Origin of the sequence: Cupriavidus phytohabitans, from assembly GCF_017815025.1 — a bacterium.
Taxonomy (GTDB): domain Bacteria; phylum Pseudomonadota; class Gammaproteobacteria; order Burkholderiales; family Burkholderiaceae; genus Cupriavidus.
In genome coordinates this window covers 52,389-74,751 of the sequence record NZ_JAGIQB010000026.1, presented here as the reverse complement: position 1 = coordinate 74,751, position 22,363 = coordinate 52,389, and the positions used below count along the sequence as shown (strand labels likewise).

Here is a 22,363-nt window from a genome sequence, read left to right as displayed (position 1 = left end):
TCAGGAAAGGGCCGGCAGGCTGGAGATAACCATGTTTGACTCGCGTACTGAATCTGATGGTGTTTATGATGTACAAAGCGTATCCGTCACGTTCGCCAGGGGGGAGGATCCGACGCCTGCGGGCCAGGTGTCGTGCGATTCCCGGGCCCGTTGCACGAGCTGCATGATGCGGAACATCTGCATGGCCGCCAGCCTGGAGGCCGGCGAAATGGCTCGCCTGGACACCGTCGTGCAGGGCTGGCGCTCGGTCAAGCAGGGCGAACGGCTGTACCGGGCCGGCGATCCGTTCCGAAGCCTCTATGCGATACGCGCCGGCTCGTTCAAGACCGTGGTGTCTCCGGAGCGGGGCAAGGAAACTATCTCCGGCTTCTACATGGCCGGAGACTCCATCGGCATGGACGGCGTCTGCCAGGAATCCCATAACTGCGATGCGATTGCCCTGGAGGATAGCGTGGTCTGCGTGATCCCGTTCCACCTGCTCGAGGCGCTTTGTCGCGAGATCAAGCCTCTGCAACGACAGTTGCACAAGATGTTCAGTGCCGAGATCGTCAGGGAATCGCGGCAGATGACGCTGTTGAGCAACATGTCCGCCGAGCAGCGTGTGGCGGCATTCCTGTTGAACGTCTCGGCACGCTACCGGGAGCGCGGCTATTCGGCCACGTCCTTTGTACTGCGGATGACGCGTGAGGACATCGGCAGCTTTCTCGGCGTGACGCTGGAAACAGTGAGCCGGACATTGTCCAAATTCCAGCAGGAAGGCCTGCTCACGGTGCAGGGCAAGTCCATCGAGCTGATCAACCTGGACGCCCTGGATGCGCGCTAGCGGCGTCATACCCGGTAAGGCATGGCGTGAACGCATGTAGATGACATGCTCCTGCCACGTATCGATCTCGAGCGGCCGGAACACCAGCGTGCCGCTTCGCGGGACGCGGCGGCGGCCATGACGTCTCCGAGCCGGCCGGGAATGCCGAGCTGATTGCCCGTGGACAGCGGTGGAGTGATCCAGGTCATGGGGACGGCAATCGGCCGGACATGGGTGACTTAGGGCTTCGTTGACTGCCGTCAACCTGAATGCCCTGGCGACCGCTACTTTGGAATGAGGCGTGTAGCCAAAGGCAAGATGGCTGGCGGTCACTCCGCGGCCATGCCGGCCGCGCCTGGTGTTTAGCTTTGTCCGTACGGACGTAACAGTGAGCCAAATATGGACGATGAGATCAGACAGAAGATCCTGAGTTTGTTGAGCCAGCACAGGATCATGACGCTTGCCACGCTGAGGCCGGATGGCTGGCCTCAGGCTACGACTGTCGGTTATGTGAACGAGGGACTCACGCTCTACTTCCTCTGTGGTCCGAGCAGCCAAAAAGCCGGGAATCTGGCATCGGACGACCGTGTCTCGCTGACAATTGACCACGATACGTCAGATCTCATGGCGATTACTGGCCTGTCCATGGCGGCGCACGCGCAACTGGTGGTCGATCCAGTTGTCGCGCACAGGATCTTGCAGTTGTTCCCATCAAAGTATCCGGAGTATCCGGAGCAAATGGCCTTGCCGGTGCCGATGCCCACCGTGGACGACGTCCGGATATTCAGGGTGACTCCGATGGTCATTTCCGTGCTTGACTATTCCAAGGGCTTTGGACATACGGATCTTGTCACCTGTTGAGCCGTGGGTCTTTTTGACGGAAAGCGAGAGTCCGTCCTGCAAACCGGGAAGCGTGTGGAAGAGCCAGTTCTGCAGCAGCGCCTGCGTCCGGGGAAGCCTATGTCAGGCTCATGCAGTTCGCTCAGACGGCTGCAAGAGGAACGAGGTGTCATGTGCGCAACATAAGGGCAGCTGTTGTCGTCATGCTCGCCATTAATCGGTGCCGCGGCTACCTGCGCCCCGGCGGGTATCAGGTAAATCTGCTCTCGATCGCGCGGGGGCTGCTTCTGGCGCTGACCGCCTTCGTGTCTCTTGGCGCCCTTGCAGAAGTCGCCATTCCGTCATTGACGGCGCGGGTGACTGACCTGACAGGTACGCTTACGCGCGAACAGCAGGCGTCCCTGGATCAGACGCTGCAGGATTTTGAGGCCAGGAAGGGAACTCAGGTTGCGATTCTCATGGTTCCCACGACCCGGCCGGAAACCATCGAACAGTATTCGCTTCGCGTGGTCGAGCAATGGAAGCTCGGGCGCAAGCGCGTCGATGACGGCGCGCTGCTCATCATCGCCAGGGATGACCGCACCCTTCGCATTGAGGTGGGCTATGGCCTCGAAGGCGTCCTGACGGACGCCACGAGCAAGCGGATCATCAGTGAAGACATTGTGCCCCGATTCAAGCAGGGCGATTTTTATGGCGGTGTCTCTGCGGGCATTGATCGCATGCTTGGGGTCATCGAAGGGGAGCCGCTGCCACCGCCGAAAGAAACGACAGGGGGAAGGGACGACCCCGTCCGGCAACTGATGCCAATCCTCCTTGTGCTCACTCTGGTTCTGGGTGGGGTACTGCGCTCCATGCTGGGGCGCCTCCCGGGTTCAGTCGCGACGGGTGGAGCCGTTGGGGTGGTCGCGTGGATACTCTCCGGAACCATCTTTGCCGGCATGGTTGCGGGTGCAATCGCGCTTTTGTTCACGTTGATGGGTGGCTCGCACATGGGCTTGCTAACTATTGGCGGCCGCTCCGGAAGAGGTCGCGGTCGCTCGGGCCCTGGCGGATTCGGCGGCGGGGGTGGCGGCTTTGGCGGTGGTGGTGCGTCCGGCAAGTGGTGATGGTAGTGCCGCTGGTGTCATGCGAGATCGGCACGCCATCCGGGTCGCCGGACGCTTTTCGAAATTCCTACGCAGGAGAGCATCATGGCCTTCAAGACCGTACTGGTCCAACTTGGGCGCGACATCGGCTGCGCAACGCGTGTTGGCGTTGCAGCGAACCTCGCCAAATGCAGCGGCGGTCATGTAGTGGGATTGACAGCAACCGGCCTGCCATTCGAGCGCATCCCGGACATCAGCAGCGATGCGCGGCGCTATCCGGATGTCGCCGGGCGTAGCGCGGCGGCACAGGCGGAGGAAGCGGGAACCGCGTTCCGGCGCATCATGGAGCAGGCAGCTCCCGGGGTTGGACACACCCATTTGTTGGTTGAGGAAGATCCGGGATGGGCGTTGGCGCAGGAAGGCCGCGTATCGGACATCGTCGTGCTTGCACCACCGCCCGACCCGTATTCGGTAGGCAGCCTTGCAGCCGAGACCGCCGAATATGTTTTGCTGAATGCCGGGCGGCCCGTGTTGCTGGTGCCGGATGCATACCAGGAGCTGGGGTTGGAACATATCGTGATCGCGTGGGATGGCTGGCGAGAGGCTGCTCGCGCGGTGGCGGACGCTATGCCGCTGTTGCTGCGCGCAGAGCGGATCACTATCGTGGCGGTATGGAACCGGGACGAGCGGCCCAGTCCGAAGTCGGAGCCGGTTGCGGGCCTGCGGCAATACCTCGAACGGCATGGCATCGCCGCGGGCGTGTACAACGAACCGACGAGCGAGGCGGTGGGTCGGGTGCTGCTCGAGGCTGCACGCAGCCTGAACGCGGACCTGCTGGTGGCCGGCGGATACGGACATTCTCGTATGCGCGAAGTGATGCTGGGAGGCACAACGCGGACGCTGATGCACCATGCCGAGATGCCGCTGCTGCTGTCGCATTGAATATCGGCGAAGTGCTCTATGCCACAAGCTCGCAGCGATTGTGCTGCACATAGACGCGTGGCTTGCGTGTTTCGTTGACCCGGTCTGGATTCGCAACCCACCGGCCTGGCGACTTAGGGTATGACTTTAGGACTCCGTTGACGGGCATCAACCCGAATGTCCTCGCGGCCGCTAATTTGGAAGGAACCCATAGCCGACGCCGAGGCCGCCATGTACCGCCGCATTCTCCTAGCCATCGATGGCAGCCGCTCTTCGCTAAATGCCCTGGAGCAGGCCGTGTCCATGGCGCTGGCCACCCACGCCGAGGTCAGTGCCATGTTCGTCGTCGACGACAGCGACCTGCTCTTCGAGATCAGGCCGGGATACCGGCCCTGGCTGATGGCCGAGATTATTGCCTATGGCAAGCAAGTGCTGGCGCGCGCTGGCGAGCGCCTGAGTGCCGCCGGCGTGCGCTGGAGCAGCAGGTTGACCGAGACCCCAGGCACACCCGCGAAAGTTGCCGAGGCGATCGTCGCGGAAGCGGACCACTGGAGCGCAGACATTATCGTCATGGGCACACACGGCCATCGCGGCGCACGGCGCATGGTGCTGGGTTCGGTCTCGGAGCACGTCGTCAACAAGACGGTTCGCCCCGTGCTGCTCGTTCGACAGCCAGGCTGCGATAGCGAGGGAGCCTGACCGTTCGGTTCCAGCCGGCAATTACCTCGCGAGATTCCGGTAGTCCTATAGGAGCGACGCAAATGAAGATTCTTAGGAGGCTTGCGCTTGGACTGTCGTCGCTGGCGATATCCGCTGCAACGATCGGTTGCGCCACTCGCGCCGCGCCCGCTGACGTGCAGATCATGGAGCAGCATGGCGTCTCCTACGTATCGGGCGGAGAAGAGGAAGCAGGCATGCGGAGGATGCTGGCCATTGCCGCGCGTTTCAATGTGCGGCTGACGATGGTGGACGCCGGGCGTGGCAACCCGTTGAGCGGCGCCACGGTGGTCGTAGCCAGCCAGGGGGGCCACGCCGTGCTGCACACTACCGCAAGCGGGCCGCTGTTTTACATGCAACTCAAGCCAGGTGCCTATCGGCTCGCGGTGGGCTACCAAGGGCGGGACCAGATGCGTGACATCGTCGTCGCAGGCGAGCCGCTCGACATGACGTTCCGGCTGCCGGTCAATACGCTCGAGGACGACTGGCTGCTCTGCGGCGCATCCCCCTGTGCGCGTCGTTGAGCCTGCCGCCCCGGAGGACCGTGCCCCCCGCGCGCACCACACCACTGCACACTTCGCTAGTTCGTGGCCGCTGATGGACAACCTCGCGGACGAGGAACGACGGAGCCGTCAGGGAAGAGGAAGAAGCGTTCAGGTCTCGTTCGGGGACAGCCAGGCGGGCCGCTCGACGTGGGCAGGTCTGGAATCCGCGATGCGCGACGCCTGGACGAAGTCATCGATCTCGGCGGTGGCATCCCCACTCAGCACATTGCGTTCGAGCAGTACGAGTGCCGGCGCGGGTGTCTTGCCCGTGAGCCTGGCTATTTCCGCCTCTGCCTGGAAGCCACCGCGAGCTGCCATCACACAGATTGTCGAAACGCGCGCGGCCAGCGGTGGCCTGGCGATGCTGGCACTGAGGAAGCTGCGCATCGGCGCCGCCAGCCTGCCCATCCATACTGGTGCCAGGATCACAACGTGCTCGCAGCGATCGAGAGCCGGGCCCTCGTACCGGTACTCCACCTGGCGGTGAAAGAGGTTATCGATCACGCAACGGAGGTCGCCAAGGGCCCCGGCGCGGCTTTTCACGTCGGCGACCTCGGCGAGTGGCCATCCCGATCGCGCGGCAACGGCCTCTGCGACCTGGCGTACGGTGCCGGTGCGTGAGTAGTAAACGATTGCGGCTTGGATCATCGCAAGCTCCAGTCAGGTTGGCAGCGTGGATGTGCTGCCTCTGCAGCGTAGGTGCTACGTCGCGCCTGCAGTTGATGCGCATCAACCAGGAAATGCTGGGCCGCCCTACGCTGAATTCACCCAGTCAAAATCTGAGCCACCCCAGGCCTCGCATCGGCGGAGAAGACCCTATGTACAAGCGCATCCTCGTCGCCATGGACGGCGGCGCCGCTTCGGAACTTGCCCTGGAGCAGGCAATGATCATCGGGCGCGCCGCTAATGCGGAAGTAGAGGTGGTCCATGTGGTCGATGACCGTAGCCCGTTCCTGGATGTTAGTAACCTGGATCCGGTGAGATTGCTTGAGGATCTCACGACGGCGGGGGAAGGCGTCCTCGCCGCTGCCGCCAGCAGGCTCGCAGCGTCGGGCATTCGCCACGTAACCCGGATGCTGGGAAAGCCGACGGCCGATGGCGACGTTGCTACTGCGATCGCGACCGAAGCCAATGGCTGGGGCGCCGATCTGGTTGTGATGGGAACGCATGGCCGACGGGGCGTACGGCGACTTGTCATGGGCAGCGTCGCCCGCAGCGTGATTACCTTGGCCGTCGCGCCCGTCCTGCTTGTGCGCGCCGAAGAGACGTAGGCAGGCGAACAGACACTTTGGAGGACGTTGTTACGCGAGGAGAGCTATGCACAAGATCGACTTTTCGGGCGAAATCCCGGACTACTGCCCGACCGGACCAAGCCTGCAGTGTGCCGCGAAGGTGGACGACGCGCCGGCAACCTATGAGATCACCGCCGAGGCGCTTGAGGATCATTTCGGCGCACGCTCGTACCGTAGTGAAGACTTGCTGCCGGCGTTCATGCGCAACCGCCAGGACATCGAACGCGTCGCGGGAGCGCTGTTCGAGATGACAGGTGCGCGGCACATCGTGCTGCACAGCGGCCACTTTCGCTTCGCGGTGTGAGACGTACGTCGTGGCCGTCGAAATCCCCCCGGGGCGGTGTGCCCGACAAGGAGGGCCCCATGAAGAATCGCTTTCATTCCTGCAGGCGGGCAAGACGGCCAGGATGGTACAGGCTTGCCGCATGCGCGTTGGTGCCGTTATTCGCAGCGTGCACTGCCGTACCGGATCTGCTGCGGCCGCCTAAGCCACGCACGGCCGCGCTGGCAGGCAACCTGGAGCAACCTGTGCCTGGTGTTCCGGGCCACGGCCTCTCGTGCTCGGCTGACCGCACGGCCTGATCGCAACGCTTGCCACCGGGGCGCATTTGGACGAGGCTCCGACGCTCGCTCTATGGAAATCATAGTGGCGCGAACCAGGGCACCACCAGTACCGATCGTGGCACGGCCAGGAAGCCGGCTTGATGCACGACAGAGCCGGGGCGGGGTGCCGATATAGATTTAACCAAAGCCCGTTTGGAGGCTGCCTGATGGAGATAATCCATGGACTACGCAACGATTCTGGTTCATCTGGATGCTGGCCGTCGCGTGTACGACCGGCTGCAACTCGCCACCCAGCTGGCGCTGGGGTTCAAATCGACGATGATCGGCCTGCTTGCCGTCGGCAAGCCGGACCCTACGGCCGTGCGCTACCTGGTGGATGGTGACCGCTATCTCGCCTCTTACAACGAATGGCAGCATCAGGTCGGGGAGCGAGCCCGCCATGCGCTGATGGGCGCGACTGATGAGGTCGACGTCGTGACGGAATGGCAGGCACCGGACTGGGCTACGGCCGCGACCGTGCAGGCAGAGGCACATCGGGCAGACCTTGTCATCCTCGGACAGCACGATCCCACTGATGAGGCGGCCTACGCCGAGCCCGGCTTCGTTGAGTCCATTGTGCTGCAATGCGGGCGCCCCGTGCTGGTGGTTCCCTATGCGGGCCGGTTTCCGAGCGTTGGCAAGAACATCATGGTGGCGTGGAACGGCAGCCGCGAGTCGGCGAGGGCCATCCGCGATGCGCTCCCGCTGCTGCAGCGCGCAGGCACCGCAGCCGTGGTTTCGTGGACTCCGGATGGCGTCCTGAAGGGACCATGGGTTTCGCCGCCTCAATATGCCGTGGACTGGCTGGCTCGGCATGGCGTGGCAGCGCAGCTGAGCACCTTTGCAGCGGGAGACGGCGATGACGTGGGCCAGCTGTTGCTCTCACACGCCGCGGACAGAAACACTGACCTGATCGTCATGGGAGGCTACGGGCATAGCCGGATGCATGAGCTGGTCCTTGGCGGTGTTACCCGAACGCTGCTCGAGTCGATGACAGTGCCGGTAATGATGTCGCATTAATCACCGCGGTGAATCGGAGATGTGAGGGGACGTGCGATGCTGCAGTTGCCCGGGATACCGAGGCAAGTCGGCCGATGGCCATCAGTCCAGGTAGCGTGTCGCTCGATGAGATGCGATGAAAGATGACAGCCTGACACTCCGCCAGTTTGCGGAGGGCTTTTGGAACGAATTCCTTAGGCGTCGGCCGGCATTTCCTGTCTCCGATGGCATGTTTCCGTTCGAGCCGGCTACCCGTAAGCGGTACATCGAGGTCCACGGTCGAACCTACGCTGTCTGGCGAGCTCGCGCGATCAGGGCTGGCTTCTCTGCCGGGGATTTTTTCCGCACGAGCGTTTGTGTACGGGCGGCGATGTACTGAAATCGCCAGGCCGCGAGGGTAGGTGTGCCGCTCCCGTATCCAGCGCTACCAATGATGCCTGGCTGCAATGTGCCAGGCACAGCGCTGTGAACAACCCCCTGCTAGGGTTCCAGCACGTAGGTGCCGGGTGCGTCCGCGAGACCTTGGGCCGGCGCCTGCCGCGTGCAGCGCCCGGTAGAGTGGGCTGCCAGCCAGTCATGCCACGCCGGCCACCAGGAACCGTCGCGGTACTCCGCCATGCTGAGGAATTGCTCCGGGCTCAGGTAGGGCGCGTCGGCCCGTCGTGTATGCACATGATAGCGTCGGCCCGGGTGGCCCGGCTCGGACACGATGCCCGCGTTGTGGCCGCCAGAAGTCAGCAAGAAGGTCAGTTCGGCCTGGGTCAGCAAGTGCAGCTTGTACACGGAGCGCCAGGGCGAGACGTGGTCGTGTTCGGTGCCAACCACAAAGAGCGGGAGGTCGAGGTCCGAAAGGGCGACTGGCTGTCCGCCGACGCACAGCTTGCCGGTGGCCAGCTCGTTGCCCAGGAACAGCTTGTGCAGGCATTCCGAATGCAGGCGGTAAGGCAGCCGTGTGGTGTCGCGGTTCCAAGAGACCAGGTCGTTGGCGCGCAAACGTTGGCCGAGCAAATATTCGCTCATCCCCCGCGACCAGATCAGGTCGTGGGTATTGAGCATCTGAAAGGCAGACTTCATCTGCGGCCCGTCGAGATACCCTTGACTCCACATGAGGGCGTCGAGCGTGGCAAGAGAACTCTTGTCGATGAACAGCCCCAGTTCCCCCGGATCATGGAAATCGGTTTCCGCCGCAAACAGCGTCATGCTGGCCAGCGGCCCGCCGCCCGCGTCGCGCGCCAGCATGGCGGCGCCCGTGGCAAGCAGCGTGCCGCCCAGGCAATACCCGGCGGCGTGGATGTGAGCGCGGTCGCAGCGCGCGTGCACGGTCTCGATCGCTGCCAGCAGCCCGGTTTCCAGGTAGGTGTTCAGCCCGAAGTCGCGGGCCGAGGCGTCCGGGTTCTTCCACGAGATCATGAACACGGTATGGCCGCACTCCACAAGATAGCGCACCAGCGAATCCTCGGGCTTCAGGTCGAGGATGTAATATCGCATGATCCAGGACGGTATGATCAGCACCGGCTCGCGCCAGACCGTATCGGTGCCGGGTGCGGGCGCATACTCGATCAGTTCGATCAACGCGTTGCGGAACACCACCTTGCCGGGCGTCAGTGCCACGTCGCGCCCGGGCAAGTACTCCAGAGCGGGCCTCCCGGCGGGCAGGCCAGGCAACTCCGACAGCAACTCGCTGGCGTCCTGCAGCCAATGACGGGCTCCTTGCAGGAAGTTGGCGCCGAAAGTGCCCGCGGCGGTCCTGGCGACCGTCGGGTTCATCCACCAGACGTTGCCCGGTGAAAACAAGTCAAGCCATTGCCGGGCACAGAAGGCGACGATGTGCTGGTGATGTCGCGACAGACCGTCGATATCCTGCGTCAGCGACTCCCAGAAGGCTTCGTCGCGCATGAACGCATCGCGCCAGCAACGATAAGGCCAGTCCTGCCAGCCGGTATCGGCAAAGCGCTGGTCGCTGACATCGACTGACGGCGGCTCGGCCACGGTCGGCAACAGCCGTGGCGAATCCTCGATGCTGTGTTCCAGCCACACCTGCCAGGCCTGCATCATCTTTGCCGGGGCGATACCGAGCTGCAGTGCCCAGTCGAGCCCGGCCAGGCTCGCAGAGATCACCGACAGGCCGCCGGTGGCGCGGGCCAGGCTGGCGCGGGTTTGCTTGTCCAGCCAGACTTGTGCCGGCATGGCGGGCGGCGGCGCGCATTCTGGTATGGCCGCAAGGCTGGGCGGCTGCGCCCGGTCATCGATTCTCATTGCAGGTGCTGCCCGCCGTTGATGGCAAAGTTGGCGCCGGTGACGAATGCGCCGTCGTCGCCGCACAGGTAGGAGATCAGTGCCGCGACCTCCGCCGGCTTGCCAAGCCGGCCGACCGGGATGGTCGGCAATACGTCCCGCTCGAGAATTTCGGTGGGCATGTCCGTCACCATGTGCGTATCCAGGTAGCCAGGCGATACCGTGTTGACGGTGACGCCTTTGCGGGCGAGTTCCAGCGCCAGCGCCTTGGTGAAGCCATGTACCCCCGCCTTGGCGGCGGCATAGTTGGTCTGGCCAAAAGCGCCTCGCGAGGCATTGACCGAAGAGATATTGACGATCCGGCCCCAACCCCGCGCCACCATCGGCTCAACCAGCGGGCGCGTCATATGGAAGAGCGAGTCGAGGTCCGTGCGCAGCACGAAGTCCCAGTCGGCCTTCTCCATCTTCCGCAGGGTCCGGTCGCGCGTGACCCCGGCATTGTTGATCAGGATGTCGACGTCGCCGACCTCGCTGCGCACGTGCGACACGCAGCGCTGACAGGACTCGAAGTCTGTCACGTCGACCGGGAATGCTGTGAATTCGCGGCCGGCGTTGCGTTGCGCACCCAGCCAGTGGGCGACGTGGTCATTGTGTTCCGAGTGTGTGACTACGACGCGCACGCCGTCGGCCAGCAGCCGCACGGCAATCGCTTCGCCGAGGCCGCCCATGCCTCCCGTCACCAGGGCGATGCGTTGTCCGGCCATCTCGTCAGCTCCGTGCCGCGGCAGCCGGGCGCGCCCGGGCCGGGGCCTTTGCGCCTGGGGTTGGAACGGCCATCAGGCGGCCGACGTTGTCGAACATCTCGCGCGCCGATTCCGCAAAGGGCGCGTAGACGCCTCCCTCCACCATGACTTTTCGCTGGTAGTCCTGCCAGGCTTCGGTCGACTCGCGCAGGTGCTCCATGAAGGCGGAGGCCATCTCGATGTAAAGGCTGCCAAAGTCGCGTGCATGTGCGGCGCTGCGCTCAAACTGCGCGGCCAGAATTTGAGCGGGCAGGCCATGGAAGGCGTTCCAGTCGGATGCATCGTTGACGCGCACGAGGGCCTGCCGGGCGCCCTTGATGTCCTCATCCAGGGTCTTGAGGCGGAGCCTGAGCAGCATCTGGTGCGATTCTTGCCAACGCAGCCATATGCGCACGGCGGACTGCTCGGCGCAGCGCGCAAGTTCGAAGGCGGGATCGCTATGGTCTGGCATGGTGGAACTCCTATAGCAAGCGGATGACCTGCCCGGGGCGCGCAGGCCTGGATAAGTCTAGGAGGGCGATCCTGGCGGGAATTGACATATCGCAAGGAGCGCGCAATGCGTCGGAGCGCGCAGGTATCGCCAGGCCGTGGCCTGCGTTTGTCAGAGCACAAGGGTCGCATGGCCGGCGGCCGTACCCCACGCCTGACATGGCCGATCAGGAACCCGACACTGAAGATGTCCTCCTACGTGCCGCGCGCAAACAGGCGTTCCTTTGATCCATCCCAAATGGCAGGGCCCGCTCGCCGCCTACGGTAATTCCAGGGGGCCGTGCCGGCCCCGTCATCTGGAGCACGACGTGACACATCCCATCGTCTTATCCGAAGCCGGCGTGGAATACCTGAAGCTGCCGGCACCGCAAACCGACGGCGGCATGCCGCTGCTGACCGCGCTGCAGCAGCGCCGCTCTACGCGACATTTCGCCCCGCGGAGCCTGGATGACGCACTGCTGTCGTCCCTGTTGTGGGCCGCTTTCGGCGTCAATCGCCCGGGCACCGGCCTGCGCACCGCGCCCTCGACCCGCAACTGGCAGGAAATCGACTTGTACGTGGCGCTGCGCGACGGCCTGTACGTGCTCGAACCGGCGGACTGGCGCCTTCGGCTGGTCATCGGCGAAGACCTGCGCGCGGCCACCGGCCTGCAGGACTATGTTGCCGAGGCGCCATTGAACCTCGTCTACGTCAGCCGGCTCTCCAGGCTCGACGAGACCGACAAGCCGCTGCGCCAGTTCTATACCGCGCTGGATACGGGGTATATCAGCCAGAACGTCTACCTCTTCTGCGCCGCGTCTGGCCTGGCCACCGTGGCGCGCGGCCTGCTGGACCGCCGCGCCCTGGCCGCGGCCATGCGGCTGGAGCCCGACCAGCGCGTGATCCTGGCCCAGAGTGTGGGCTATCCGGCGTAAGCCACCCCCAGGCAGCCACAGGAGAAGGACCATGCCATTCATTGACAGGGCCGACGCCGCCAAACAGCTGGCCCGTGTGCTCGATGGCCACGTTGGAGAACGGCCATTGGTGCTGGCCGTACCCCGGGGCGCGGTGCCGATGGGCGCCATCATTGCCGATACGCTAGGTGGAGACTTTGACGTCGTGCTGGTGCGCAAGCTCGGCGCGCCAGGCAACCCCGAGTACGCCATCGGCGCCGTGAGCGAGAGCGGTTGGACCTATCTCACACCCTATGCTGCTGCGGCAGGCGCCGACAGCGGCTACATCGAGCGCGAGCGCGCAGCCCAGCTTGAAGTGCTGCGGCAGCGCCGGACTGCCTACACACCCGGGCGGGAGCCGATCCCCGCCACCGGACGCGAGGTTATCGTCGTGGACGACGGCCTGGCCACCGGTGCCTCGATGATCGCCGCGCTGCACGCCATCCGCGAGCAGAAGCCCGCGCGACTCATCTGCGCGGTGCCGGTCGCGCCGCCGCGGACGCTGGAGCTGTTGCAGCCCTATGCTGACGAAGTGGTGTGCCTGGAGTCTCCGGCCGGCTTCCGGGCAGTGGGGCAGTTCTACCGGGACTTCTCGCAGGTCGAGGATGCGGAGGTCGTGGCATGCCTGAAGGAGCGGTAAAGACAACACGCGAGGAGGGGTTCATGAAAGGCGACAGGCAGCTGCAGCAAGACGTGACCGCGGCGCTGATCTGGAATCCGGCGGTCCATGGCAACGAGATCGGGGTCCAGGTTCAGGACGGCGTCGTCACGCTGACCGGGCACCTTGGCACTTTTGCCGAGAAGTACGCGGCGGAAGCGGCCGTCAGGCGCATTCCCGGCGTGCGAGCGCTGGCCGTGGAATTGGACGTTCACCTGCCCGACGATGCGCGCCGCACCGATGCCGACATTGCCCGGGCCGCAGCCAACGTACTGTCCTGGAATGCGATGGTGCCGGCCGACCGTATCCGGATCCTGGTCGAACACGGTGTGGTGACGCTGAGCGGCGATGTCGACTGGTACTACCAGCGCACCACCGCCGAGCACGCCGTGGCCGGACTGTTCGGCGTGGTCGGCGTTACCAATGCGCTAGCCATCCGGCCTCGTGCCGACAAGCAGGACGTCGCGGCACGGATCCAGGCGGCCATCGCACGCCAGGCCGCCAGCGACGCCGACCAGGTAACCGTGACGGTGAGGGACGGCGCGGTGACGCTGACCGGCATCCTGCGCACGCTGGCGGAACGCGAGGCGGCATTCGAAGCGGCCTGGTCTGCGCCAGGCGTCAGCGCGGTCGTCAACCAGATCGAAGTCAAGCCCGGCTAAGCTCTGCAACGATGCACTATCGAGGCCTGGCTGCCTTGCCGGCCTCAACGGTCAGCGCATCGGCAGCGCGCGCCAGGTCCTGCAGGGCAGTGCTGACGATGACCGGATAGGGTGCCGACTGCTCCAAGGCACGCAGGCGGGCGGGCAGCGCGGCCAGTTGCTGTGCGGCATAGCCCCGGCTGGTCAGCAGCGGCACGTCTGGCGCCACACGCCGGCCATCCGCCATGCACGGCTGCATCAGCGGCAGCCCGTCGCAGGCATCCCCTTCGATCGTCAGCGTATCGCCGAGCATGGTGCCGTCGGCGCCGTAACGACGGTAGCACTGCTTGCGGCCAGGCCAGGTGGCCTTGCCTTCCGAGCGCTTGCGCCGCGGCAGGCCCGCGTACTCGGTCAGCTTGTACGCGCAATCGAGATACGGGGCATCGGCCGAGGTGTTCATGCGCGTACCGACGCCGAAACCGTCAATGGGCGCGCCTGCTGCTACCAGGTCGCGGACGCGAAACTCGTCCAGGTTGCCGCTGGCAAAGATGCCGATCGACTGCAGGCCGGCGCCGTCAAGGATGGCGCGTACCTGGCGCGCATGCTCGCCGAGGTCGCCGCTGTCGATGCGCACCGCCTTGACGGCGATCCCGCTGGCGCGCAGCGTTGAAGCCAGTGCCGCCACCTTGTGCGCGGCGGCCTCGGTATCGTAAGTGTCGATCAGCAGCGTGGCGTTGTCCGGCTGCGAGCGCGCGAACGACGCGAAGGCCTCGGCCTCGTCCAGGTGCGCCTGCACATAGGAATGGGCCATGGTGCCATACGACGGGATGGCGAAGCGCACACCGGCCAGCAGCGTCGCGGTGCCCGTGAATCCCGCCAGATAGCTGGCCCGTGCCGAAAGCAGGCCGGCTTCGGCGCCGTGCGCGCGGCGCAGGCCGAAATCGACCAGCATGCGCCCCGGCCCCGCCAGCACCACGCGCGCCGCCTTGCTGGCCACGATGGTCTCGTAGTGCAGCAGGTTCATGACCCGGCTTTCGACTAGCTGGGCCTGCTGGATCGGCGCGGTGATGCGCAGGATGGGCTCGTCCGGGAAGAACACCGTGCCCTCCGGCATGGCCTGGACTTCCCCGCTGAAGCGGAAGTGCGCGAGCGATTGCAGGAACGCCGGGCTGAAATGCCCGGTCGACGCCAGCTGGTCAACGTCGTCCGCGCTGAAGCGCAGCCGCTCCAGGTAGGCGAGCACCTGTTCCAGTCCCGCGGCCAGCAGGAAGTTACGGCCCGGCGGCAATTTGCGCACGAAGAACTCGAAGCTGGCGATATCGCTCATGCCGCTGTCGAAGTACGCCTGCATCATGGTGAACTCGTACAGATCGGTCAGCAATGGACTTTCGCTATCGATGGTAGTCATGGCGGATCACGCAGGCGGTGGAGTTACTCAGTAATCTTCGCCGAACATCGAAGACCCCAGGCTCGTGCCGGCATCGCCCTGGCTGGTCGGGCTGCGCTGGATCGCGATCATGCAGTCCGTCGTCAGTAGCAGGGAGGCGACCGACACGGCGTTCTGCAGGGCCGTACGTACCACCTTGACGGGGTCGATCACTCCCAGTTCGATCATGTCGCCATAGCGCTCGGTGCCGGCGTCGTAGCCGAGCGTGCCCGCGCCGGCGCACACCTGGTGCACCACCGCGTCGGCGTCCGCGCCGGCGTTGGCGGCGATCTGCCGCATCGGTGCGGCCAGTGCCGCGTGGACGATGTGGGCGCCGGCGGCCTGCTCGGCATTCGGCGCCTGCCAGGCTTCGAGGGCGGCGCGGGCGCGCAGCAGCGCCACGCCGCCGCCGGCGACGATGCCCTCGTCCACCGCCGCGCGGGTAGCGTGCAATGCATCCTGGAAGCGGTTCTTGCGCTCGTGCAGCGCGCTCTCCGTGGCCGCGCCCACCTTGATCACCGCCACGCCGCCGGCCAGCCGGGCCAGGCGCCGTTGCAGGGCCTCACGCTCATAGTCCGAGCGCGCCTCGTCCAGGCGCAGGCGCAGGGCGGCAATGCGCTCGGCTACGCGCGGGCGTTCCTCACCGGAGCCGATCAGGGTGGTGGTATCCTTGCTGACCTCCACGCGGCGGACTTCGCCAAGCTGTTCCAGCGTCACGTGCTCGAGCGAGATGCCGGCCTGCGGCGAGACCACGGTGGCGCCGGTCAGCGCAGCGAGGTCGCCCAGCTGCTCGGTACGCGAGTCGCCGAAACCGGGCGACTTGACCGCGCAGCTCTTCAGCGCGCCACGCAGATTGTTCACCACCAGCGTGGCGAGGGCCTCGCCCTCCACGTCGTTGGCGATGACCAGCAAGGGCCGGCTGGCGCGGCTCACGGCCTCCAGCACGGGGAGAAGCTGCGCGATCGCGGCAATATTCGCGTCGCACAGCAGCACCAATGGCGATTCCAGCACGACGGCTCGGCTCTCGTTGGTCGCGAACAGGGGCGATAGATAGCCACGATCGATCAGCGCGCCGTCGGCGATGTCGAGTGCGTCGTCGAGCTTGGAGCCATCCTCCACGCTGACGGCACCATCCTTGCCAACCCGCTCGACCGCCTGCGCCACCAGCGCGCCGACGGTCTGGTCGCCGCTGGCCGAGATCGTGGCGATCTGGCGCATTTCGTCGGTGTTGCCGCAGGGACGGGCACTTTCCAGCAAGGCGCCGGCGACCAGCTTTCCGGCGGCCTCGATGCCGCGCTTGAGTTGCATGGGATCGTGGCCGGCTTCGACGTACTTCACGCCCTCGGCCACGATCGCGTGGGCAAGTGTAGTCGCGGTCGTGGTGCCGTCACCGGCGATCTCGCTGGTGCGCACCGCAGCCTCGCAGAGCAGGCGGGCGCCCATGTCGGCGAACGGATTGGCCAGCGTCACCGACTTCGCTACGACCACGCCGGAATTGGCGACCAGCGGCACCATGTCGGGCCGCTCCACGATCACGTTGCGCCCGCCTGGGCCCAGCGTCACCTTGACCGCGTGGGCCAGCTGCTCCACGCCGCTCAGCATCATCCGGCGCGCGCCCTGGTGAAAGATAAGTGTTCTGGCAGGCATGACGATCTCCACGTTGACACGGGTGGGTCTGGCTCGCTTTACGATAGTTGGCGTGCCGGTCCACACGTTGATGCACCGCAAACGCCAGGGTCGCGCATACTGCCCGTGACAGGCGCGCTTCAGTCCAGCCAGTCGCTGTCCAGCGCGGGCACGGGATGCCCCGGCTGCAGCGGTTCCAGCGCGGTGGTCTCGTCCAGGTGGAAGAGGGCGTCGAACTGGCCGGCGATCGAGGCATCGAAGTAGTGGCTGGCGCGCTCCGTGCGCGGCAGGTAGAGCACGCCGATGGCGCGCTCCAGCATCACCTCGAAGAGCGGGTGGCTGGCCTGGGGCCCGAGCGGCAGGAAAAAGCGGTCAAGCCCGGTGCTGTGGAACAGTGCCTCCCAACTGTCTTGCAGCGCCGGCACCACGGCCTTGTGTTCAGGGTCGCCGTCCCATTCGGAGGCGGCGCAGACGTGGCCGGTGTAGGTGGTAAAGCCGACCAGCAGCGCTTGCACACCGGCCTGCTGGCGCACCAGTTGCCCGAGATTCCACTCGCCGCGCAGCTGCGATTCCGTGGCGCGCGCATCGCCGAGGTGGGAATTGTGGGCCCAGACCACAATGCGTCCGCTGCCGCCGCGGCGCAGCCGGTAGGCGGCCAGCGAAGACAGCGTCTGTGCCATGTGCGCGTCGCGCAGGTTCCAGGTGCTGACACGGCGGCCGAACATCTCGCGGTAGTAGGCTTCGGCATTGACGACCACCGTTGCGTTGCGCTCGGCAAAGTAGTGCGAATCCATGGCCGCCAGGCCGTTGCGGGAGATGTAGGCGGCCTCGTCGGTGCGCAGCTGCAGCAGCTGGCGGATGGCGCCGTCGCGCGCTGGCGCGCGCAGCCCGGACGCGGCCTGGTAGCCGTAGGCGGTTGGATCACGTACATGGTCGAGCGCGGCATAGTGCTGCCGGGCAGCCTCGGCCTGCAGCGGGTCGGCGTGCTCCAGATAGCGGATCACGGCCTCGGCCGAGCGATACAGGCTGTAGAGGTCGAGCCCATAGACACCGACCCTCCGCTCCGGCGGCAGGCCGGCATTGTGTCCGCGCAGCCATTCGATGAACGCCAGGAACTCCCGGTTGCGCCACATCCAGGACGGGAAGCGCTCGAAATCGCTCAGGGCCTCCCCGGCGCTGTCGTCGCCCTCGCCCTGCACATAGCGGTTGACACGCCAGGCGTCGGGCCAGTCGCCTTCGATGGCGACGGCATCGAAGCCCTGGCCACGGATCAGCGCCTGCGTGATCTGCGCCCGCATCCGGTAGAACTCGGCCGTGCCGTGCGTGGCTTCGCCAAGCAGAACAAAGTCCTTGCCGCGGGCCATGTCGAGCAGTGGCTCGTAGTCGGAGGCATTGCCCTGCAGGCGCTGTGCAGCCGCTCGGACTGCAAGGAAAGGGGTAAGCGGAGATGCCATGGGGTACTCCTCGGATGGCTACTGCATGACGGGTTCGTCGTGCGGCGCTGTCGCGCCCGCCTGCATCAGGGCGTCGAGCGCGGCCCGGTCGACCACTTCTTTCTCAAGCAGCAGGTGCGCCAGCCGGTCGAGGCGCGCGCGCTGCTCGAGCAAGGTCTGCCGAGCCCGCTCGGCGGACTGGTCGAGGGTGAGCCGGATCTCTTCGTCGATGGCCTGCGCGGTGCGCTCGCTGTACTCGCGTTCCGGCCGCGACAGGGCGGCCGCGGAGGGCAGCAGGGGGCTGCGTGCGCGCTCGTAGCACGGCAGACCGAGCGATTCGCTCATGCCGAACTGGGTGATCATCTGCCGCGCCATGTCGGTGGCGCGTTCCAGGTCGTTCTGCGCGCCGGTGGAGACGTCGCCGAAGACGATCTGTTCCGCAGCGCGCCCGCCCAGCAACACATCCAGCCGGTCCAGCAACTCGCTGCGGCGGAGCAGGTAGCGGTCTTCGGTCGGGGTCTGCTGCGTATAGCCGAGCGCCGCAACGCCGCGCGGAATGATGGAGATGCGCGAGACCCGGTCCGCATGGCGGCGGCATTCGGCGACCAGTGCATGTCCCGCCTCGTGGTAGGCAATGGTCTGCTTTTCCAGCGGGATCATGATCCGGTTGCGCCTTTCCAGCCCGCCAACGATGCGGTCGAGGGCCAGGTTGAAATCTGCGTTGTCGACCGCCGGCTTTTCGTGGCGGGCGGCCAGCAGGGCGGCCTCGTTGACCAGGTTGGCAAGATCGGCGCCGGCAAAGCCCGGCGTGCGCGCGGCCAGTTCACGGAGATTGACTTCCGGAGCCAGTTTGACATGACGCACATGCACGCCAAGGATCTGCTCGCGACCTTTCAGGTCGGGGCGGTCCAGCACGATATGGCGATCAAAGCGACCCGGCCGCAGCAGTGCAGCGTCGAGGATTTCCGGCCGGTTTGTGGCGGCCATGATGATCACGCCCTTGTTGGTGTCGAAGCCGTCCATCTGCACCAGCAGCTGGTTGAGCGTCTGCTCACGTTCGTCCTGGCCACCGGCCACGTTGAAGGTACGGGTCTTGCCCAGCGCGTCGAGCTCGTCAATGAAGATGATGCACGGCGCCTTCTGCTCGGCCTGCGCGAACAGGTCGCGCACGCGTGCCGCGCCCACGCCGACGAACATTTCGACAAACTCGGCGCCGCTCATGCTGAAGAACGGCACCGCGGCCTCGCCGGCAACCGCGCGCGCCAGCAGGGTCTTGCCGGTGCCCGGGGCGCCCAGCAGCAGCACCCCCTTGGGGATCTTGCCGCCCAAGCGCCGGTACCGCTCGGGATTCTTCAGAAAGTCCACCACCTCCATCAACTCGACCTTGGCCTCGTCGATGCCGGCCACGTCGGCAAAGGTCACCCCGGTCTCCTGCTGCAGATAGACCCGGGCCTTGCTCTTGCCGATCTCCATCAGCCCTCCCGCGGCATTCCCGATGCGCCGGAACAGCATGCTCCAGATCGCGAAGAAAGCGAGTGCCGGCACGAACCAGGACAGTAGCGTGCCCAGCCATCTGGCATCGGCCTGCCCGGCATAGCGCACATGGGCCGCGTCCAAATCGGCGAGCAGTCCGGAATCGCTGATGCGGGCCGTGGTGAAGGCCCGCTCGGGGCTACCGCCGCGCTGTAGCGCGGCCGCCTGGTCGGCTGGCAGGAGGGTCTCGACCCCGGCGGTCGCCATCGTGCCGCTGATCGCCGTCTCGCCGACAGTGGCGCTGCGCACCTTGCCGGCCTTGAGCAGGGCCTTGAAGTCGCTGTAGGCAAGGGTAGTGACGGTTTCTGTGGCGACGTAGAACTGGAGTGCCAGCGTCGTCAGGACCGCCGCGAGCAGGTACCAGAGTGAGAAGTTCAGTTTGCTACGTTCCATGGCCGTCGTCAGGTGGCAGTGGGCAGTCGGCGCCCGGGAACTCGCTGCGCCACGGTGGCGCCGGTGGCGAATGGTCTGCCCGGCCGGCGAAACGGGTGGTGTGCGACGGCGGCGATGCGCCCGCGGGTGGAAAAGATACACGGCCGACTTGCGCAAGAAGCGCTTCACTTCAGCTGCGTGGAGGTGTCCCACGCCATTGTTCGGGTCGATGTGAGGGTTGTGCTTCATTCCAAGATAGCGGCGCGTCGGGGCTGGTCTTTGATCAGTATCAATGGGCACCATCACAACGATGGCGGCCTTGCAGAAGCCCCAGGAGCCCAGAACCCCGCTGCGGGCGGCGAGCGGCCGTCCTTGATGTGCCATCAACTCGGATGCCCATCGCGTGCGCGACTTCCAGAATCTCTGCCCAGGGCTGGCCAAGGCGCGGCGGGGCTGGCTCCAGGCCCCCCGATGTGCGCAACGCCCGCCCGTTGCCTGAACTGCGCAGTTTGCTGCGGCGGACCATGTAGCCGGCACTCTGCGCGGATGTCTGACCATTGTTTGATCCAGCCCAAGCTTGTAGCCGCACAGGCGCATAGCTTTAACAGTGTGGGCGCGTCCTCCCCCTGGGATGGAGCGCCAATGATGCAGGGACGCCACTCGCGCTGCAGCGGGCCGGCGACCGGCGTGCATGTCCATGACCAACGAGGTATCAAGATGAAAGTCCGCGCGCAGTCAATCAAGGTCCGGCCGGTCCGCTGGCACCCGTTCCCCGTCGAGCATATGCCTGACCGCTACAAGCAGCCGGCGGCGGCCCCGGCGCTGGCGAGTTGCCCGATCTGCCATGCTGTGTTTATGCGCGGACGCTGGCAATGGCGCTCGATACCACCGGGCGCCGCCACATTGGTCTGCTCGGCCTGCCAGCGCATTTCCGACAAGATGCCCGCCGGGAGGGTGAGGCTGGACGGCGCATTCGAGGCGACGCATCGGGCCGAGATGCTGGCGCTGGTACGGCACCGCGAAGGCCAACTCCGGGCACAGCATCCGATGGAGCGCGTGATGGCAATCGATTCCGGAGAGCAAGGCACGGAGGTCACCACGACCGGGCTGCACCTGGCGCGGGACATCGGTAATGCCATCCACCATGCCTACCGGGGAACGCTCACGATCGATTACGGTAACGCCGAGACCGAACTGGACGTGCGCTGGCACAGAGAGTGACGGCGGCGCGCCATCGTCAAGAGCGGGAAGAGAGAGAAGGGGACGTCTCATGCAGCACATCACCACGGAACAGGTGCGAATCCACATCGGCGATATCGCGCTGCCCGGCGACCTTGCCCTGCCCGAGGCTGCATCCGGCCTGGTCTTGTTTGCACATGGAAGCGGCAGTTCGCGCCACAGTGTGCGCAACCGCGAAGTCGCATCGATGCTGAACCGGATGGGCCTGGGCACGCTGCTGTTTGACCTCCTGACGACGGACGAGGACGTCGGCATGTCGAGGCGGTTCGACATTGCCCTGCTTAGTGAGCGGCTCAAGGCCGCCACGGTATCTGTCGCGCATCTGGTGCGCGAGCGCCACCTGCGGCTCGGGTACTTCGGCGCCAGCACGGGAGCTGCCGCGGCCGTCCGTGCCGCCGTGGAGTCGCCGCCGCACATGCGGATCGACGCGGTCGTATCGCGCGGCGGCCGTGTCGACCTGGCCGGCCATGAGTCACTGTGCCATTTGCAGGCGCCGACGCTGATGATTGTGGGGGAAGCGGATCCAGCGGTGCTGAATCTCAACGCGCGCGCCATCGCCTGGATGCCATGCGAAAGGCGGCTGGAGGTGATTCCCGGCGCCACTCACCTGTTCGAGGAGCCGGGCGCGCTGGACCAGGTCGGCAAGCTGGCCGGCAAATGGTTCTGCACGCATTTTGAAGGGCCAGCGCATCCCGCGCCACATGACCCCGCCGGCTAACCGCCCGCCCGGCTGCGGCCGGTGGTAGTTTGTAGTTCAAACGATTTTTAAGGTGCCGTGCGGACGCATGGCGAAGACTCAGTGAAAAAGGAGAATGACATGAACGATATTCGCGCCGAGCTGATGCTACACAAGGATGCACTGGCCCGTGATGCCAACACGCTGCTGGCGGATGTACAGGCCTTATTGCGCGATGTGGCCGACGAAGCCGGTCTGGAAAGCACCCAGGCACGCGCACAACTGGGCGCACGCCTGCACGCGCTCCAAGAGCGCCTGGCCATGCAACGCCAGGCGGCCCGGATGCGGGTCTCGCAATGGGTCGACACCACGGATCGCTACGTCCACGCGCATCCCTGGGAGAGCATCGGCTCCGTCGCCGCGGTCGCAGCCGTGGCCGGCGCGCTTGTCGCACTGGCCGTCGCCCGCCGCTAGCGCGGGCACGGCATGCCCGATG

The 22,363-nt window shown here is 65.6% G+C and carries 23 protein-coding genes; 15 read left to right on the top strand and 8 right to left on the bottom strand.

The annotated features are described in order from the left end of the window. The first annotated feature begins 31 nt into the window (after positions 1 to 31). The 6 genes from fnr to J8I34_RS18885 all read left to right on the top strand — a co-directional run bounded on the left by fnr (position 32) and on the right by J8I34_RS18885 (position 4,889). Positions 32 to 823, top strand: a complete 792-nt coding sequence (gene fnr, locus J8I34_RS18910; protein WP_029047200.1) for a fumarate/nitrate reduction transcriptional regulator Fnr — start codon at positions 32 to 34, stop codon at positions 821 to 823. Positions 824 to 1,201: 378 nt separating this feature from the next. Further along, positions 1,202 to 1,663 carry a pyridoxamine 5'-phosphate oxidase family protein gene (locus tag J8I34_RS18905; protein WP_029047199.1) on the top strand — a complete coding sequence of 154 codons (462 nt, stop codon included), beginning with the start codon at positions 1,202 to 1,204 and terminating at the stop codon, positions 1,661 to 1,663. Positions 1,664 to 1,845: 182 nt separating this feature from the next. Then, on the top strand, positions 1,846 to 2,748 hold the full coding sequence (locus J8I34_RS18900; RefSeq protein WP_051320474.1) for a TPM domain-containing protein: 903 nt from the start codon (positions 1,846 to 1,848) through the stop codon (positions 2,746 to 2,748). 84 nt (positions 2,749 to 2,832) lie between these two features. Then, positions 2,833 to 3,669: a universal stress protein gene (locus J8I34_RS18895; protein WP_029047197.1), complete on the top strand. Its 837-nt coding sequence runs from the start codon at positions 2,833 to 2,835 to the stop codon at positions 3,667 to 3,669. 210 nt (positions 3,670 to 3,879) lie between these two features. Next, complete coding sequence (locus J8I34_RS18890; RefSeq protein WP_029047196.1) at positions 3,880 to 4,347, top strand: universal stress protein; 468 nt, start codon at positions 3,880 to 3,882, stop codon at positions 4,345 to 4,347. 62 nt (positions 4,348 to 4,409) lie between these two features. Further along, the gene (locus tag J8I34_RS18885) at positions 4,410 to 4,889 is read left to right on the top strand and encodes a carboxypeptidase-like regulatory domain-containing protein (RefSeq protein ID WP_029047195.1); all 480 of its coding nucleotides are present in this window, start codon (positions 4,410 to 4,412) and stop codon (positions 4,887 to 4,889) included. A gap of 129 nt (positions 4,890 to 5,018) precedes the next feature. On the opposite strand, the gene J8I34_RS18880 is transcribed toward J8I34_RS18885, so the two are convergent. After that, complete coding sequence (locus J8I34_RS18880) at positions 5,019 to 5,558, bottom strand: flavodoxin family protein (RefSeq protein ID WP_209775042.1); 540 nt, start codon at positions 5,556 to 5,558, stop codon at positions 5,019 to 5,021. A gap of 170 nt (positions 5,559 to 5,728) precedes the next feature. On the opposite strand from J8I34_RS18880, the gene J8I34_RS18875 reads away from it, so the two are divergent. The 3 genes from J8I34_RS18875 to J8I34_RS18865 all read left to right on the top strand — a co-directional run bounded on the left by J8I34_RS18875 (position 5,729) and on the right by J8I34_RS18865 (position 7,825). After that, positions 5,729 to 6,181, top strand: a complete 453-nt coding sequence (locus J8I34_RS18875) for a universal stress protein (RefSeq protein WP_209806687.1) — start codon at positions 5,729 to 5,731, stop codon at positions 6,179 to 6,181. A gap of 46 nt (positions 6,182 to 6,227) precedes the next feature. Further along, positions 6,228 to 6,506, top strand: a complete 279-nt coding sequence (locus tag J8I34_RS18870) for a DUF1488 family protein (RefSeq protein ID WP_029047192.1) — start codon at positions 6,228 to 6,230, stop codon at positions 6,504 to 6,506. 479 nt (positions 6,507 to 6,985) lie between these two features. Then, positions 6,986 to 7,825 carry a universal stress protein gene (locus tag J8I34_RS18865; protein ID WP_029047191.1) on the top strand — a complete coding sequence of 280 codons (840 nt, stop codon included), beginning with the start codon at positions 6,986 to 6,988 and terminating at the stop codon, positions 7,823 to 7,825. A gap of 459 nt (positions 7,826 to 8,284) precedes the next feature. On the opposite strand, the gene J8I34_RS18860 is transcribed toward J8I34_RS18865, so the two are convergent. The 3 genes from J8I34_RS18860 to J8I34_RS18850 are packed head-to-tail and all read right to left on the bottom strand — an operon-like array spanning position 8,285 to position 11,200. Next, positions 8,285 to 10,060, bottom strand: coding sequence for a PHA/PHB synthase family protein (locus tag J8I34_RS18860; protein ID WP_029047189.1), 1,776 nt, complete (start codon positions 10,058 to 10,060; stop codon positions 8,285 to 8,287). Then, positions 10,057 to 10,803 carry an acetoacetyl-CoA reductase gene (gene phbB / locus J8I34_RS18855; RefSeq protein WP_209806686.1) on the bottom strand — a complete coding sequence of 249 codons (747 nt, stop codon included), beginning with the start codon at positions 10,801 to 10,803 and terminating at the stop codon, positions 10,057 to 10,059. The genes J8I34_RS18860 and phbB overlap by 4 nt, the downstream gene beginning before the upstream one ends. A 4-nt stretch (positions 10,804 to 10,807) precedes the next feature. After that, complete coding sequence (locus J8I34_RS18850) at positions 10,808 to 11,200, bottom strand: hypothetical protein (RefSeq protein ID WP_232232393.1); 393 nt, start codon at positions 11,198 to 11,200, stop codon at positions 10,808 to 10,810. A gap of 439 nt (positions 11,201 to 11,639) precedes the next feature. Between J8I34_RS18850 and J8I34_RS18845 the strand changes: the two genes are divergently transcribed. Genes J8I34_RS18845 through J8I34_RS18835 form a run of 3 tightly spaced genes read left to right on the top strand, consistent with a single transcriptional unit; the run spans position 11,640 to position 13,583 of the window. Beyond that, positions 11,640 to 12,245, top strand: a complete 606-nt coding sequence (locus tag J8I34_RS18845; RefSeq protein ID WP_209806685.1) for a nitroreductase family protein — start codon at positions 11,640 to 11,642, stop codon at positions 12,243 to 12,245. Between the two features lie 31 nt (positions 12,246 to 12,276). Continuing rightward, positions 12,277 to 12,903: a phosphoribosyltransferase gene (locus J8I34_RS18840; RefSeq protein WP_209806684.1), complete on the top strand. Its 627-nt coding sequence runs from the start codon at positions 12,277 to 12,279 to the stop codon at positions 12,901 to 12,903. 23 nt (positions 12,904 to 12,926) lie between these two features. Further along, complete coding sequence (locus J8I34_RS18835) at positions 12,927 to 13,583, top strand: BON domain-containing protein (protein WP_209775032.1); 657 nt, start codon at positions 12,927 to 12,929, stop codon at positions 13,581 to 13,583. A gap of 16 nt (positions 13,584 to 13,599) precedes the next feature. On the opposite strand, the gene J8I34_RS18830 is transcribed toward J8I34_RS18835, so the two are convergent. From J8I34_RS18830 to ftsH, 4 genes are all read right to left on the bottom strand, one after another. Then, positions 13,600 to 14,970 carry a nicotinate phosphoribosyltransferase gene (locus tag J8I34_RS18830; protein ID WP_209806683.1) on the bottom strand — a complete coding sequence of 457 codons (1,371 nt, stop codon included), beginning with the start codon at positions 14,968 to 14,970 and terminating at the stop codon, positions 13,600 to 13,602. Positions 14,971 to 14,997: 27 nt separating this feature from the next. After that, entirely contained in the window at positions 14,998 to 16,635 is a 1,638-nt protein-coding gene (gene groL, locus J8I34_RS18825) for a chaperonin GroEL (protein ID WP_029047182.1), read from the bottom strand. A gap of 119 nt (positions 16,636 to 16,754) precedes the next feature. Further along, positions 16,755 to 18,068, bottom strand: a complete 1,314-nt coding sequence (locus J8I34_RS18820; protein WP_051320473.1) for an erythromycin esterase family protein — start codon at positions 18,066 to 18,068, stop codon at positions 16,755 to 16,757. 18 nt (positions 18,069 to 18,086) lie between these two features. Beyond that, a complete protein-coding gene (ftsH, locus tag J8I34_RS18815; protein WP_051320472.1) occupies positions 18,087 to 19,973 on the bottom strand; it encodes an ATP-dependent zinc metalloprotease FtsH in 1,887 nt (628 codons plus the stop codon). 621 nt (positions 19,974 to 20,594) lie between these two features. Here ftsH and J8I34_RS18810 point away from each other — a divergent pair. The 3 genes from J8I34_RS18810 (at position 20,595) to J8I34_RS18800 (ending at position 22,341) form a co-directional block, all read left to right on the top strand. Then, a complete protein-coding gene (locus J8I34_RS18810; protein WP_245176008.1) occupies positions 20,595 to 21,173 on the top strand; it encodes a BCAM0308 family protein in 579 nt (192 codons plus the stop codon). A gap of 49 nt (positions 21,174 to 21,222) precedes the next feature. After that, a complete protein-coding gene (locus tag J8I34_RS18805) occupies positions 21,223 to 21,909 on the top strand; it encodes a dienelactone hydrolase family protein (protein WP_209775024.1) in 687 nt (228 codons plus the stop codon). Positions 21,910 to 22,008: 99 nt separating this feature from the next. After that, positions 22,009 to 22,341 carry an ElaB/YgaM/YqjD family protein gene (locus tag J8I34_RS18800; RefSeq protein ID WP_209775022.1) on the top strand — a complete coding sequence of 111 codons (333 nt, stop codon included), beginning with the start codon at positions 22,009 to 22,011 and terminating at the stop codon, positions 22,339 to 22,341. The last annotated feature ends 22 nt before the right edge of the window (positions 22,342 to 22,363 follow it).

Bases quoted from the DNA above. Each gene is read 5' to 3' on its own strand.
- J8I34_RS18860 (WP_029047189.1), bottom strand. From the start codon at position 10,060: ATGAGAATCGATGACCGGGCGCAGCCGCCCAGCCTTGCGGCCATACCA.
- J8I34_RS18870 (WP_029047192.1), top strand. From the start codon at position 6,228: ATGCACAAGATCGACTTTTCGGGCGAAATCCCGGACTACTGCCCGACC.
- J8I34_RS18830 (WP_209806683.1), bottom strand. From the start codon at position 14,970: ATGACTACCATCGATAGCGAAAGTCCATTGCTGACCGATCTGTACGAG.
- J8I34_RS18885 (WP_029047195.1), top strand. From the start codon at position 4,410: ATGAAGATTCTTAGGAGGCTTGCGCTTGGACTGTCGTCGCTGGCGATA.
- ftsH (WP_051320472.1), bottom strand. From the start codon at position 19,973: ATGGAACGTAGCAAACTGAACTTCTCACTCTGGTACCTGCTCGCGGCG.
- J8I34_RS18895 (WP_029047197.1), top strand. From the start codon at position 2,833: ATGGCCTTCAAGACCGTACTGGTCCAACTTGGGCGCGACATCGGCTGC.
- J8I34_RS18820 (WP_051320473.1), bottom strand. From the start codon at position 18,068: ATGGCATCTCCGCTTACCCCTTTCCTTGCAGTCCGAGCGGCTGCACAG.
- fnr (WP_029047200.1), top strand. From the start codon at position 32: ATGTTTGACTCGCGTACTGAATCTGATGGTGTTTATGATGTACAAAGC.
- J8I34_RS18880 (WP_209775042.1), bottom strand. From the start codon at position 5,558: ATGATCCAAGCCGCAATCGTTTACTACTCACGCACCGGCACCGTACGC.
- J8I34_RS18800 (WP_209775022.1), top strand. From the start codon at position 22,009: ATGAACGATATTCGCGCCGAGCTGATGCTACACAAGGATGCACTGGCC.
- J8I34_RS18810 (WP_245176008.1), top strand. From the start codon at position 20,595: ATGATGCAGGGACGCCACTCGCGCTGCAGCGGGCCGGCGACCGGCGTG.
- J8I34_RS18850 (WP_232232393.1), bottom strand. From the start codon at position 11,200: ATGCTGCTCAGGCTCCGCCTCAAGACCCTGGATGAGGACATCAAGGGC.
- J8I34_RS18840 (WP_209806684.1), top strand. From the start codon at position 12,277: ATGCCATTCATTGACAGGGCCGACGCCGCCAAACAGCTGGCCCGTGTG.
- J8I34_RS18875 (WP_209806687.1), top strand. From the start codon at position 5,729: ATGTACAAGCGCATCCTCGTCGCCATGGACGGCGGCGCCGCTTCGGAA.
- groL (WP_029047182.1), bottom strand. From the start codon at position 16,635: ATGCCTGCCAGAACACTTATCTTTCACCAGGGCGCGCGCCGGATGATG.
- J8I34_RS18890 (WP_029047196.1), top strand. From the start codon at position 3,880: ATGTACCGCCGCATTCTCCTAGCCATCGATGGCAGCCGCTCTTCGCTA.
- J8I34_RS18900 (WP_051320474.1), top strand. From the start codon at position 1,846: ATGCTCGCCATTAATCGGTGCCGCGGCTACCTGCGCCCCGGCGGGTAT.
- J8I34_RS18865 (WP_029047191.1), top strand. From the start codon at position 6,986: ATGGACTACGCAACGATTCTGGTTCATCTGGATGCTGGCCGTCGCGTG.
- J8I34_RS18905 (WP_029047199.1), top strand. From the start codon at position 1,202: ATGGACGATGAGATCAGACAGAAGATCCTGAGTTTGTTGAGCCAGCAC.
- J8I34_RS18835 (WP_209775032.1), top strand. From the start codon at position 12,927: ATGAAAGGCGACAGGCAGCTGCAGCAAGACGTGACCGCGGCGCTGATC.
- J8I34_RS18805 (WP_209775024.1), top strand. From the start codon at position 21,223: ATGCAGCACATCACCACGGAACAGGTGCGAATCCACATCGGCGATATC.
- phbB (WP_209806686.1), bottom strand. From the start codon at position 10,803: ATGGCCGGACAACGCATCGCCCTGGTGACGGGAGGCATGGGCGGCCTC.